General features: G+C 71.6%; 14 protein-coding genes. 7 read left to right on the top strand and 7 right to left on the bottom strand.

All coding sequences use genetic code 11. The annotated features are described in order from the left end of the window. Positions 1-28: 28 nt before the first annotated feature. Both ACN26Z_RS26625 and ACN26Z_RS26630 read right to left on the bottom strand, forming a co-directional pair. Positions 29-712, bottom strand: a complete 684-nt coding sequence (locus ACN26Z_RS26625) for a hypothetical protein (protein WP_421463890.1) — start codon at positions 710-712, stop codon at positions 29-31. Positions 713-753: 41 nt separating this feature from the next. Next, complete coding sequence (locus ACN26Z_RS26630) at positions 754-1,275, bottom strand: M48 family metallopeptidase (RefSeq protein WP_093405162.1); 522 nt, start codon at positions 1,273-1,275, stop codon at positions 754-756. Between the two features lie 536 nt (positions 1,276-1,811). Between ACN26Z_RS26630 and ACN26Z_RS26635 the strand changes: the two genes are divergently transcribed. The 3 genes from ACN26Z_RS26635 (at position 1,812) to ACN26Z_RS26645 (ending at position 4,618) form a co-directional block, all read left to right on the top strand. Continuing rightward, entirely contained in the window at positions 1,812-1,979 is a 168-nt protein-coding gene (locus ACN26Z_RS26635) for a DUF5679 domain-containing protein (RefSeq protein ID WP_012014940.1), read from the top strand. 193 nt (positions 1,980-2,172) lie between these two features. After that, positions 2,173-3,219, top strand: a complete 1,047-nt coding sequence (locus ACN26Z_RS26640) for a hypothetical protein (protein WP_093405161.1) — start codon at positions 2,173-2,175, stop codon at positions 3,217-3,219. A gap of 70 nt (positions 3,220-3,289) precedes the next feature. Next, complete coding sequence (locus tag ACN26Z_RS26645) at positions 3,290-4,618, top strand: ABC1 kinase family protein (protein WP_421463893.1); 1,329 nt, start codon at positions 3,290-3,292, stop codon at positions 4,616-4,618. Between the two features lie 294 nt (positions 4,619-4,912). On the opposite strand, the gene ACN26Z_RS26650 is transcribed toward ACN26Z_RS26645, so the two are convergent. The 3 genes from ACN26Z_RS26650 to ACN26Z_RS26660 all read right to left on the bottom strand — a co-directional run bounded on the left by ACN26Z_RS26650 (position 4,913) and on the right by ACN26Z_RS26660 (position 7,987). After that, positions 4,913-5,278 (bottom strand): WhiB family transcriptional regulator, encoded by a 366-nt coding sequence (locus ACN26Z_RS26650; RefSeq protein ID WP_093405152.1) that lies wholly within the window; start codon positions 5,276-5,278, stop codon positions 4,913-4,915. A gap of 131 nt (positions 5,279-5,409) precedes the next feature. After that, a complete protein-coding gene (locus ACN26Z_RS26655; protein ID WP_093405502.1) occupies positions 5,410-5,694 on the bottom strand; it encodes a hypothetical protein in 285 nt (94 codons plus the stop codon). Positions 5,695-5,833: 139 nt separating this feature from the next. After that, positions 5,834-7,987 (bottom strand): ATP-dependent DNA helicase UvrD2, encoded by a 2,154-nt coding sequence (locus ACN26Z_RS26660; RefSeq protein WP_421463896.1) that lies wholly within the window; start codon positions 7,985-7,987, stop codon positions 5,834-5,836. A 92-nt stretch (positions 7,988-8,079) separates the two neighbouring features. On the opposite strand from ACN26Z_RS26660, the gene ACN26Z_RS26665 reads away from it, so the two are divergent. Beyond that, positions 8,080-8,322 carry a mycoredoxin gene (locus ACN26Z_RS26665; RefSeq protein ID WP_093405499.1) on the top strand — a complete coding sequence of 81 codons (243 nt, stop codon included), beginning with the start codon at positions 8,080-8,082 and terminating at the stop codon, positions 8,320-8,322. 85 nt (positions 8,323-8,407) lie between these two features. On the opposite strand, the gene ACN26Z_RS26670 is transcribed toward ACN26Z_RS26665, so the two are convergent. After that, on the bottom strand, positions 8,408-9,778 hold the full coding sequence (locus tag ACN26Z_RS26670; protein ID WP_421463898.1) for an MFS transporter: 1,371 nt from the start codon (positions 9,776-9,778) through the stop codon (positions 8,408-8,410). Positions 9,779-9,995: 217 nt separating this feature from the next. On the opposite strand from ACN26Z_RS26670, the gene ACN26Z_RS26675 reads away from it, so the two are divergent. The 3 genes from ACN26Z_RS26675 (at position 9,996) to ACN26Z_RS26685 (ending at position 11,764) form a co-directional block, all read left to right on the top strand. Next, complete coding sequence (locus tag ACN26Z_RS26675; protein WP_093405143.1) at positions 9,996-10,976, top strand: helix-turn-helix domain-containing protein; 981 nt, start codon at positions 9,996-9,998, stop codon at positions 10,974-10,976. A gap of 68 nt (positions 10,977-11,044) precedes the next feature. Beyond that, a complete protein-coding gene (locus ACN26Z_RS26680; protein WP_093405140.1) occupies positions 11,045-11,281 on the top strand; it encodes a DUF397 domain-containing protein in 237 nt (78 codons plus the stop codon). 210 nt (positions 11,282-11,491) lie between these two features. Beyond that, entirely contained in the window at positions 11,492-11,764 is a 273-nt protein-coding gene (locus ACN26Z_RS26685; RefSeq protein WP_093405137.1) for a hypothetical protein, read from the top strand. A 137-nt stretch (positions 11,765-11,901) separates the two neighbouring features. On the opposite strand, the gene nudC is transcribed toward ACN26Z_RS26685, so the two are convergent. After that, positions 11,902-12,852 (bottom strand): NAD(+) diphosphatase, encoded by a 951-nt coding sequence (gene nudC, locus ACN26Z_RS26690; protein ID WP_421463901.1) that lies wholly within the window; start codon positions 12,850-12,852, stop codon positions 11,902-11,904. Between the last annotated feature and the right edge of the window lie 52 nt (positions 12,853-12,904).

Here is a 12,904-nt window from a genome sequence, read left to right on the forward strand (position 1 = left end):
CGGGCACGGCCGCGCCGAGGCGGCGACATCAGCCGCTTCGGCCGGCCCCGGACAGCAGCGACCGGGTGTGCTCCCACCCGTCCAGTGCCGGATCGAGCCGGGCCAGATCCGCCGGACCGCGCAGTCGGTGCCAGGAGGGGGTCACCGCCAGGTCGCCGGGACGGGGTGCCGCCGCCCGCACGGCCGCGGGCACCGTGGCGTCCATGTCCAGCGGTGGCAGCCAGGACGGCACGGGTAGCCGGGCCGCCACCCCGAGCAACCCGGGCAGGCCGCCCTCGGCCGGGGCGACCGCTACCGGCCGGCTGGTCAGCGGACGCAGCAACTTACCGACGGTGAGTCCGGGCAGGTCGGGCGCATCGCCCGCGACGACCGCCACCTGCTCGTAGCTGTCGACCGTCGCCGGGGTCCCGTCCGCCGGCCCAGCACCGGTCGACGGATCCGTTCCGGCCGGGCCGCGGGCACCGGTGAGGGCGGCGAACACCGCGTTCGGGCTCGGCTCGGGCACCTCGTACACGGTCGTGCCGGGCCAGATCACCGCGTCGGCCAGCCAGCGGTCGGCTCTCGTGACCGCGACCGCGGTGTCCACCTCGTTGAGCATGGCGAGCAGGTCAACCACATCCTCAGCGAGCGCGCTGCGCCAGTCCACCGGGTCGACACCGGGCGGCGTCCAGGCGACCGGCGCGAGCAGCGCCACCACCACACGTCGGGCCATTCACCGACCCTACCGCTGCGGTACCGCGGCCCCGAGGTCCGTCAAGGGGCGCCGGCGACGGCCGCCACGCCCTCCAGATAGCCGCGCGCCCGTTCAGTCTTCGGGTACCTGCCTACCAGGGCCCAGAACTGCGCGTTGTGACTGGCCACGATGAGGTGGACCAGCTCGTGCAGCAGCACGTAGTCGATCACCCAGTCCGGCATCTCCTGGATCCGGTGGGACAGCCGGATCGAACGGTCCGCCGGGGTGCAGGAGCCCCACCGCCCATTCTGGTTGCTCACCCACCGGACGCTGGCCGGCAGGGCCTGGTTGCCGTACTCGGTGAGGTAGAGCTTGATCAGCCGGCCGGCGCGGGCCAGCAGTTCGGCGTCGGAGCGGACCAGGCGCCCCTCCCGGGCCGCCAGCCGGGCGAGCATCCGGTCGACCCACTCGCTCTCCTCGGCCCGGGAGAACTGGTCGGGGATGAGGACCACGACCCGCTCCCCGTCGCGGTAGGCGGACACCGTGCGTCGCCGACGCTGGCTGCGCCGTACCTCGACGACCGGCTTCCGCGGCCCTGCCATCAGTGGACCGCGCAGCCTCGGTTTGCTGTCACGTTGGCAAGCTAATGCGTTGTGACCAGGGGTCCGCAAGAGTCAACCCCCCGACACGCGTCCGGAAAATGGGGATTGGTCGCCAGGAGTCCCGAAAAAATTCTTTGCCGGACCCGGGGCAGCCGTCACGGTCACCCTTCGTGGTGACCGCCGAGGTGTCACACCCGGGCCGACCAACACGGTAAGTGATCATCGCGGCGGAGCTCAAATCGGGGGGTCGGACCCCTGCTCGACACCCTCACCAGCGCAATTGCGGGATGCTGGTCGGCGTGTCCCCGGCAAACTGACTGATCTGACCCATTTCGGCGTGCACACTCTCGACGTCGCCTTGCTCACAGTGGCAATGCGCAGCTGACATGGAACCGCCCACACCTGGGTAGGGTCCGCCAACCGGTGGTCACGTAGGTGGCCAGCGGACAGGACCGGCGCCGGGCGCCCTGAGCGACCGCCACCGGGAGACCCACCGGGTCGTTATCGACCGGTGGACGACACGAGGAGGGCACACCGTGGCCGACCAGGCCCAGACCTACAACGGTTACTGCGTCAAGTGCAAGGAGAAGCGGGACTTCGAAGGCCGTGTGGAGGTCTCGAAGACCGGCATGAACATGGCCAAGGGCAAGTGTCCGGTATGTGGCACAACAGTGAACCGCATCCTGGGCAAGGCGAAGGTCTGACGTACGCGCACTGGAGCGGGGGGTGGCCTGCGACCACCCCCCGCTCGCCTGCGCGGTGACTGTCGGACCACCGACAGTAGTACTCGCGGGTTGTGGATAACTCGCCGAAGCCTGTGGACAGCCCTGGATCCAGGGCCGGCCACCTGTGGACAACGATCGACGGAAAGCTTGGACGCGGTCACTATTCGTGCTCATGACGCGGACCGCCGAACGACCGTCCTCCCCCCGCCCCCGCCTGCTGCCGGGGCTCACCCGACTCTGGCGCGACCGGCACACCCTTCAGCTCGGGCTCGGTCGGGAGCGGGCGGTCCTAGTCGAGGTGGCCGACCCCCGGGCGGCCCGGCTGCTCGACCTGCTCGACGGCACCCGCAGCGAACGGCAGGTGCTGGCCGGCACGGGAGTCCGCCCGGAGCATGCTCGCGCGCTGCTCGACGCCCTGCGCACCGCCGGTCTGGTGGTGCCAGCGCACACCCTTCTACCCCGGGACCTCACCGGGCCGCGCCGGGCCCGGCTCGCCGCCGAGGCCGGCGCGCTGGCGCTGGCCACCGCCCGGTTGCCGGGGACCCCCGCCCAGGTACTCCGGCGCCGCCTGGCCGCCCGGGTGACGGTCACCGGCGGCGGTCCGCTCGGCCCCGCCATCGCGGTGGCACTGGCCCAGGCGGGCGTCGGCCACGTCCACCCCGACCTGCCCGGGGTGGTTCGTCCGCTCGATCTCGTCGGCACCGGTATCGCCGCCACCGAGATCGGCAGTCCGCTCGACGCCGCGGCCCGGGCCGCGGTACAGCGGGCCGCCCCCGGCACCGGTACCGGCCCGCTGCGTCGGCCCCGCCCCGACCTGGTCGTGCAACTCGGCTGTGACCGGCCGGCCGCGCTGCTGGCCGCCGGTCACGCCCAACGGCGACAACCACACCTGTTGGTGGACATCCGGGAGGGAATTCCGGCGGTCGGCCCGCTGGTACGGCCACCGGTCGGCCCCTGCCTGAGCTGTCTTGACCTGCACCGGGCCGACCGGGACCCCGGCTGGCCCACGGTCGCGGCCCAGCTCGCCAGCACCCCGCCCGCCCCGGCCTGTGCCGTGAGTCTCCTGCTGGCCGCGACCGGATACGCAGTCGGCGAAGCGTTGAGCCAACTCGATGGCGGCACACCCGAGACCCTCGGCGGATCGGTCGAGGTGCTGGCTCCCGGTAGCCTCCGGCGACGCTACTGGCCGCCGCACCCGCGCTGCCGATGCGGCGGCTGACCGGTGCACCGGCAGCACGGGTGCGGCTGCACGGCAGCAGCGGGCCAGCCGAGTCGGTAACAATGACCAAGTGACCGACATCCCGCGCCGGGCCGTGTCCCGGACCGCCAAGCTCGCCGCTCTGCCGCTCGGCTTCGCCGGACGGACCGTCCTCGGCATGGGAAAGCGCGTCACCGGGCTCGCCTCCGACGTGATCTCCGCCGAGATCCAGCAACGCACGGCCGAGCAGTTGTTCAGCGTCCTGGGCCAACTCAAGGGCGGGGCGATGAAGTTCGGTCAGGCCCTGTCGGTGTTCGAAGCCGCCCTTCCGGAGGAGATCGCCGCGCCCTACCGGCAGGCGCTGACGAAACTCCAGGAGGCCGCGCCGCCGCTGCCCGCCGCCAGCGTGCACAAGGTGCTGGCGGAGCAGCTGGGGCCGGCCTGGCGGGACCGGTTCGTGAGCTTCGACGATTCCCCGGCCGCGGCGGCAAGCATCGGGCAGGTGCATCGGGCGGTGTGGCGGCTACCGGACGGTTCCGGCCGGAGCGTCGCCGTGAAGATCCAGTATCCCGGCGCCGGTGACGCCCTGCTCGCCGACCTGAAGCAGCTCTCCCGGCTGGGAGCCATGTTCCGGGCCATCCAGCCCGGGCTGGACATCAAGCCCCTCCTGGCCGAGCTGCGGGAGAGGATCACCGAGGAGCTGGACTACGAGTTGGAGGCGGAGTCACAGCGTGCCTTCGCCGCCGGATACGCCGACGACCCGGAGATCTACGTGCCGGAGGTCTGCTTCGCCTCGTCCCGCGTCCTGGTGACCGAGTGGATCGAGGGCACGCCGCTGGCCGACATCATCCGGTCCGGCAGCGAGGAGCAACGCGACGAGGCGGGCCGTCTGATGGCCACTCTCCATCTCTCCGCGCCGGCTCGGGCCGGGCTGCTGCACGCCGACCCGCATCCGGGTAACTTCCGGCTGCTGCCCGACGGCCGGCTGGGCGTGATCGACTTCGGGGCGGTGGCTCGGATGCCGGAGGGTACGCCGGAACCGATCGGCCGCATCGCCGGGCTGGCCCTGCGCGGCGACGCCGACGGGGTGGAGGCCGGGCTGCGGGCCGAGGGCTTCGTCAGTGGCGCGGAGCCGATCGACGCGCGCGCCCTGTTGGAATTCCTGCGTCCGATGCTGGAGCCGATCGCCGCCGACGAGTTCCGGTTCACCCGGGCCTGGCTGCGCGCCGAAGCGACCCGGCTGGCCAGCCCTCGTTCCCCGGCCTATCAGCTCAGCCGACAGCTCAACCTGCCGCCGTCCTACCTGCTCATCCACCGGGTGACGCTCGGATCGATCGGGGTGCTGTGCCAACTGGAGGCCAAGGCCCCCTACCGGGGCATCCTGGAACGCTGGCTACCGGGATTTGCTCCGGTCGGTTGAGTGGTGACGCGGTGGGCGGGGACCGAAGGTCCCCGCCCACCGTCAGCGTGTTCGTCCTACAGAACGCCCAGTTCGCGGGCTGACCGGGCACGGCCGGTCATGGCGATGGTACGGGCGGATCGGGTTGCCTCAGTGCTCGTGGTGGTGCGACCGGCCTGAGGCCGGAGCATTCGAGCCCTCGACAACGCTTCGTGGAGTAGGTACATCTCGGCTCCGTTCGGAAGGTGCAGCACGGTGGTCAGCTTTCTCTCGGCCGGTGCGACACCGGCGGGGTCGGTCTGAATCGGGAACATGTCAGGCAGCCAGCCGGACAGCGCTGCGCGACGCGGCGAGCCCATTGGCCGCCAGCCGCGCCTCGGCCTCGACCCGCAACTCGGCGTCACGGGCGACGTCCTCCTTGCGCGGGCGGCCACGGGGCCGCTTGCGCGGAACGACCGCGCCACGCTCGAAGATCTCGCCACCCCAGACGCCCCACGGCTCGGCCCGCTCCACCGCACCGGCCAGGCACTCGACGCGCAGCGGGCAGTCCCCGCAGAGCGACTTGGCCAGTTCCAGCTCGGTGGGCGAGTCGGAGAACCACAGGTCGGGGTCGAACTTCCGGCAGGGCAGGTTCGCCTCCACCTCGACGCTCACGTCGAGCGGGGCCAACGCCAGACTCATCGCCCGGTCACCTCTCTCTCACTGCGATCTCGTGGATCGCGGTTCCGACGTACTTCGGCGGTGCAAAAAACTGAGGCCGCGGATCCCGGTGTGCGGGTTCCGCGGCCTCGAGGTGAGCCGGTGGTCTGTGGTCAGACCGGTCTACCTCGAGGTGGAACACCGCGGACGTCCATCCGCTTGTTGACGCCATCGACGCCCTTGCCCGTGAAGCCACTGCTCCCCTGGAGCCCGTTCGTGACCGGTGCGAGGATCAGCTCGGCCTGAATCTCGGCCCGGTGCACCTGCGGAGCCCACGGTCGCGCAGCGACGGTGGTGGCCCGGACGTCCGTCAGCGGAGCGGCGGTCGTCAGGGCAGCCGACAGCGGAGCGACGGCAACGGGCAGCGCCGTCGGACGCTGGTAGATGTAGCTCTCCATCGGTGCCACCTCCTTGACGTTCACTCGTGGTCGACCCGGAAACAGACCCCGTGAGCAGCCCGAACAGGGCCCCCTTCCGAGGTGTGCCCTGAGGCTATGCCGGCCGGCCGGGCGAGGGCAAACGAATTAACGGTCGGATTCAGAAAGTTTTCTGCGGGCAGATTTCGTCGACGGTCGCGCCCCCCACCAACGCCAGCACCGCCTCCCCGTAGAGGCCCAGTTTGCGTGGCCCGATTCCGGCGATCGCGACCAGTTCCTCGGCCCGGCCCGGCCGCCGCTCGGCCAGCGCCACAAGCGTCGCGTCGGTGAACACCACATACGCGGGCACCTTCTGTGCCCCGGCCACCCGGGACCGCCACTCGCGCAGCCGTTCGTGCAGCTCGTCGTCGATGTCGGAGGGACAGGTGGCACACCGGCCCAGCTTGCGGTCCGGTCCGGCGAGCAGAGTGGTGCCGCAGATCCGACAGGACACGAACCGGGTTGCGGCCCGCCGCTGCGGGGCCCGCCCCGGTCGGCCCGCGTCGACCCGCTCCGTCGTACCGGCGGGCGCAAGTTGCGGCAGGAATCGACTCGCTCGTCGGGGCCGGCCGCCCGGTGAGCGCGCCGAGGCGTACGACAGCCAGAGCCACTGCCGGGCCCGGGTGATACCGACGTAGAGCAGTCGGCGTTCCTCCTCGACCTGCTCGGTGGTGCGCGCGTAGGTGGTGGGCAGAGTGCCCTCGGCCAGGCCGACCAGGAAGACGGCGTCCCACTCCAGCCCTTTCGCGGAGTGCAGGGAGGCCAGCGTCACGCCGTCCACGGTCGGCACGTGCTGCTGGGCCGCCCGCCGGGCCAGCTCCTCGGTGAAACTGGCCAGGGTGACCGGACGCTCCACCGCGGCGGCCACGCCGAGCGGCAGGATCTCCGGCGTGGCCGCGTACTCCTCGGCGAGCTGCACCAGCGCGGCCAGCGCCTCCCACCGCTCCCGGGCGGCACCTCCCGGCGGCGGAGCATCCGGTGCCCATCCCACGCCGGCCAGCGCCTCGACCACCGCCGCCCGCAACGGGGTCTCACCCGGTACCGACCGGGTCGCCGCCCGCAGCGCGACCATCGCCTGGCGCACCTCGGCGCGTTCGAAGAACCGTTCCGCCCCCTGGACCTGGTAGGGCACGCCGGCCTCGGCGAGCGCCTTCTCGTACGCCTCGGACTGCGCGTTGGTGCGGAACAGCACAGCGATCTCGCGGGCCGAGGTACCGGCGTCGATCATCGCCCGGCAGCGGGCGGCGACCGCGGCGGCCTCGGCCGGCTCGTCGGTGAAGATCCGCCGCTCCGGCTCCGGGCCGGCCGGCTGCTGCCCGACCAGTTCCAGGCGCAGCCGTGCCTCGGTGCCCCGCGCCTGCGAGATGACCGCGTTGGCGAGCCCGACCACCTGCGGCGTCGACCGGTAGTCGCGGACCAGCCGGACCACGGTGGCCGCCCGATGCCGACGCGGGAAGTCGACAAGGTAGGCCGAGGTGGCCCCGGTGAACGAGTAGATGGTCTGTGAGGCGTCCCCGACCACGGTCAGGTCGTCCCGTCCGCCGAGCCAGGCGTCCAGCAGCCGCTGCTGCAACGGGTTGACATCCTGGTACTCGTCGACGACGAAGTGCCGGTACTGGTTGCGGACCTGCTCGGCGACGTCCGGATGCTCCTCGATCCCCCAGACCGCCGCACGTAGCACGTCCTCGAAGTCGATCACTCCGCCGGTCCGCTTGAGCCTCTCGTACGCGGCGAACACCTCCGCCACCTTCGCCGGCTCGTGCGACGTCTCCCGCAGCGCCTTGGCGGCGGCCACCACGTACTCACCCGGCTCGACGAGGGAGGACTTGGCCCATTCGATCTCACCGGCGAGATCCCGGGCCGCAGTCCGGTCGGCCCGTAGGCCGGCTTGCGCCGCGGCGAGCGTGACCAACCGGACCTTGCTGTCCAGCAACTCGGGCATGGCCCGGCCGTCGAGCAGCCGAGGCGCGAAGTAGCGCACCTGGCGCAGCGCCGCGGCGTGGAAGGTGCGTGCCTGCACGCTGGCCACGCCGGCCACCGCGAGCCGCTGCCGCAGCTCCGCGGCGGCCCGAGCGGTGAAGGTGACCGCGAGCACATGCCGGGCCGATATCTCACCGGTCAGTGCCCGGTACGCGATCCGGGACGTGACGGCCCGGGTCTTGCCGGTACCGGCACCGGCGAGCACGCAGACCGGGCCGGCCGGGGCGGTCACCGCCGCGCGTTGCTCCGGATCGAGCCCGGCGAGCACGCGTTCGGACGCGGAGTTAACCACCACAGCGGGGAATTGTCGCAGCTTCCCCGGACGTTGCAGCGGATAGCCTGTGCTTGATCGGCAAGCCACCGGGCGCGACGTTGGAGGATCTGACCATGCTCACGATGTATTCCACTCCCTGGTGCGGCTACTGCTACCGGCTGAAGTCGCAGCTCGACCGGGAGGGGATCGCCTACCAGGTGGTCGACATCGAGCGGGATCCAGCGGCCGCCACGTTCGTGATGCAGGTGAACGGCGGTAACCAGACGGTGCCCACGCTGCGCTTCGCCGACGGCAGCGCGCTGACCAACCCGTCGATCAACCAGGTCAAGCAGCACCTGGCGAGCATCGCCGCCTGACCGCACCAGAACGCTTCCGCATTCTCCCGCGTCGATCATGAGGTTGTTGCCCAGGTAGCCAGCTACCTGGGCAACAATTTCATGGTCAACTGCGCCGGAGGGGGTCGGGGGTTCGAGCGCGGGCACCGACCTCGGCCTCGGGTGCTCGGCGTTGCGCGGGCACCGAGGGCCGTACCGGCGGCTCGGATGGTGGGCTCAGGTGGCGGCCACGCCAGAGGTAGTTGCCGGCGAGCAGGGTCGCCACACCGACCGACGCGAAGACCAGCCGGTAGTCGAGCAGGGCGACGACGAGCGCGCCCATGCCGATCGAGAACGCCTGCGGGCACCTGACCGCCGCCTCGGCGGCGGCGGCTACCCGGCCGAGCAGTTCCGGCGGTGTCCGTCGTTGAATCAGGGTGTGCAGCCCGACCAGGGTCAACGGCAGCGACAGACCCGCCACCAGTACCGCGGCGAGGCCGAGCCACAGATTCGGGTACGCCAACATCAGCGCGGCAGGTCCGAACAGCGCCACCCCGACGGCCAGGGCACCCAGCTCACCGACCCGCCGCAGCACGGCTGCGGAGAGCAGCCCACCCACCAGGCCGCCGATGCCCTGCACGGTGAAGAGCACGCCGACGAACGCGGGTTCCCGCCCGAGCCCCCGGTCCACGTACGCGAAGATCAACGACTCGGTGAAGCCCATCACCAGCGAACCGAGGCCGTATCCGAGCAGCGCCCGCCGCAGTGCCGGCTCGCCCGCGAGGTGGCGGAGCCCGGCGGCCAGTTCCTGCGGCCAGCGCGGTCGGTGCTCGGCGCCACCGGCCGACGCGACGGACGAGGTGTGCGGCGCGGACGACCTGCCTGACGCGGATGACATGGGCGGCGTGTGCGACGCGGACGACGTGCCGGGCACCGCGACCGCCCGTGGCGCGCCGACCACCACGGCCGCGACCAGGAATCCGAGCATTCCGACCAGGGCCAGCAGCCAACCCCCGAGCGTCACGTAGAGGCCGGCACCGGCGAGCGGGCCGATCAACCGCAGTCCCTGCCGTGCTGTCTGCAACGCCCCGTTCGCCTCGCCGAGCAGGTCCGGCGGCACGAGTTCCCGCACCAGGCGGCTGAGCACCGCCCCGACGGTCAGGTTCGACAACCCGTACAGCGCGGCCACCGCGTAGATCAGCCACATGTCGCCCGCGTCGCGGACCGCGAAGAGGGGGGTGAGCAGCAGCGCCGTCGCGAGGTTGGTGGCCACGAAGAAGGGGCGCCGTGGATACCGGTCGACGAACCACCCGACCAGCGGCGCCAGCGTGCGTGGCGCGAGGATGACGAAGATCGTGGCACCGGCGAGGCCGTCCGATCCGGTGAGGTCCTTGACCCAGACAGCGAGTGCCAGCAGGAGGATCGACTCGGCGGTCATGCTGGCCAACAGCCCACCGAAGAGCAGACGGAAGTCCGGGCGACTCAGGACGGTGCGCATTGATCCTCCGGTGGCGCGACTCGGTGCGGCGGGCGGTTTCGGCGGAGCCGGCGACGCGGATCGCGCCGACCGGAGTCGCTGTCGGGTCTGCGTATTTCTGATGACACGCCCTCCGCCGGTACCTCCGGCGCCGGTCGCGACGTCCATACTGACCGTGGGGGGCGAATTTCATACAGTTACCGTCGCGTCCGCGGCGGTCGACGGAAAAGAGGACACTGTGCCTCCTGCCGCACCCAGCCCGATCCTGCGCCGCCGCCGGCTCGGCGGCGAACTGCGCCGCTTGCGCGAAGCCGCCGGACTCACCGGCGACCAGGTCATCGAACGCGTCGGCTGGGCGTCCGCGTCCAAACTGTCCCGCCTGGAGAACGGCCGCAGCCGCCCCGATCCGGCCGACGTCCGGGACCTGCTCGACCTGTACCACGTCGACGACGCCCTCCGGCTGGAGCTGCTCGGCATCACCCACGAAGCCGGCGACATGCGTGGATGGCTGAAGCGTTATCCGGCGATGACGCAACAGCAGCGCGGCTTCGCCGAGCTGGAGGCGGGTTGCGCCGAGATCTCCGAGTACAACCCGGTGCTGGTGCCGGGGCTGTTGCAGACCAGCGGGTACGCGCGGATGCGGATCTCTTCGGCCTGGCAGGTCGACCAGGCTGCCGGCGCCCCGGAGGCCGAGGACGAGATCGAGACGGAGATCAGGGCCCGACTGGCGCGACAGTCGGCGCTGACCCGGGAGACCGACCCACCCCGCTACACCGCGGTGCTGGAGGAGTCCGCGCTCGGCCACCGGGCCGGGCCACCCGATGTGCTCCATGAGCAGTTGGCGCAGCTCTGCGAGCTGGCCATGCTGCCGAACGTCACGCTGCACGTGCTTCCCCGGGACACTCCGATCGGCCAGTGGTACCTCCCGCCGACCGCGTTCTCGGTCTATCGGTTCGCCGACCCCCTCGATCCGGAGACGCTCGCCATCGAAGGTGGCTTCACCGACGTCATGTCGACCGAGGTAATCACCCTAAATCGCTATAAAGTGGTGTTCGAGTGGCTATGCACGGCGGCACTCTCCGCAACGGACACCCTCTCCTGGCTGATCGACTCGTCGGGACGGTTGTCCGTCGCGGCGACCCCGCCCACTGTGGCGAGTGGTCCGGCAACGGCGCCGGCCCAACGCCGCAGTTCCTCCGGGCGCCTGACGGAACGGTGACCAGCACCGGCCCACCGTGGGGACGTGCGGTGCCACTCGTTCCATCGGTTCACCTCAGGAGCGCAACGATGAACGAGTTCCGCAACACACCATCCGTCCTCGCCCAACTCGCGGGCGCGCCCTGGCGCACCAGTACGCGCAGCCAGACCTCCAACTGTGTGGAGGTCGCACCGCTGTCCGACGGTCCCGCCGCGGTGGCGCTGCGCGACAGCAAGGACCGGGGCGGCCCGGTGCTGCTGTTCGGCCGGGCGGGATGGCAGGGCTTCATCTCCGGTGCCAGAAACGGTCAGTTCGACAACCACTAGCGCGTACGCCTGCGGGGCCGCCGGCTGCTCAGCCGGCGGCCCCGTCGTCGTCTGTCCCGCACCGACGTTGAGCAGGGATCGGATGATCGGTCGGGTCTGCGGACCGTTGGGCGCGTTTCACTTGCTGGGACGAGCGCCGGGCGTACGATGGCGGGGTAGTGACGTGGAACTTCCACGGTTCCACCCGTCGCGACACATCCGGAGACCCAGATGCGGTTCCTGATCGTTCGCACCGACATTCGCGCCGCCGCCGACGCCGACATCACCGCTGCCTGGGCCGGAGGCCAGCGGCTGCGGGACGAGACCGCCCGGCCCGAGCCACGACGCCAGGTCGTCCACGCCGACGACCGCGACGCCGCACTGCTGCTGGCCCGCGCGATCGCCACCGTGGGCTCCGTACGCTCCGGTAAGCAGCGGGTCAAGGTGCTGCCGCTGGACGACGCACACCACCAACGAGCCGCCCCCGGCTGGCCCGGCACCTGAACCACCACCCGTCCGTCGTGGTCGACCGGCTCCCCCGCCGAGTTCCTCACCCAGCCGACCACGACGGCCCGTGTCCCCGGTCCGTGACCGCCGCGGCAACGACGGTCACGGACCGGGGCCGCACTCCAGATCGCCGCTCAGCAGTCCCCGTCGAGCCAGCGGTGCACCAGAAACAGCGCGATCGACGAGGGTGGTGGCAGCAGCAGCCGGGTGTCACCCACCTCGACGGTCCGTCCGGCGAGCGCCGCCTCGATCTCCTGCCGGGAGAACCAGCGCGCCTCGGCGATCTCAGCCGGATCCAGCCGCAGCGGGCACCCCGGGTCGGCGATGGCCAGGAAGCCGAGCATCAGCGAGCCGGGAAACGGCCATGCCTGGCTGCCCGCGTACGTGATGCCGGAAACCTCGACGCCGACCTCCTCGCGGACCTCGCGCAGTACCGCCGCCTCGGCCGACTCCCCCGGCTCCAGATAGCCGGCCAGGCAGGAGAACCGTCGCCCGTGCTTCGTACTGGGCCAGGTGGCGTTGTTGCCGAGCAGGCACCGGCCCTCGCCGCCGTCGATCCCGTCGTGCACGAGCACGATCATCGCCGGGTCGGTCCGCGGCCACACCCGCTCGCCGGTCGGGTCCACCCGGGTCCAGCCGGCCTCGTCCGCCCGGGTCGGCTCACCGGTCACCGGGTGGTAGAGATGCCGCAGGTGCCAGTTGGTCAGGGCCAACGCGGTGGTGAACAGTCCGGCGTCCCGGTCGCTGAGCAGGTGCCCGATGGTGCGTAGTTGGGCCGACCGGGTCTCCGGCACCACCGGCAGGGTGCCGTGTACACAGAAGACCGGCGCTCCGTCCGGCTCGACACCGAGGAACATCGCGCCGGCGGCGAGGGCCGGCGGCAGGTCGTCGGCAGCCACCAGCACCAGCTCCGGCACGGCGGTGTCGGTACGCACCAGGGCCCGCCCACCCGCCTCGACGTCCAGCACCAGCACCCGCGCTCCGGCCCACGCCTGGGCCAGCCACTGCGGATCGGTACGCCGGTGCGCCGCGCGGTCCAGCGTGGAACGGGCCAGCGGCGGGCTGCTGTTCCCGCATTCGCTCACCACGGCGCTCCACCGGAACGCCGGCCGGTGTGCGGCACCGTCGCGCGACCAC

Origin of the sequence: Verrucosispora sp. WMMD703 (genome assembly GCF_049178935.1) — a bacterium.
Taxonomy (GTDB): Bacteria; Actinomycetota; Actinomycetes; order Mycobacteriales; family Micromonosporaceae; genus Micromonospora; species Micromonospora sediminimaris.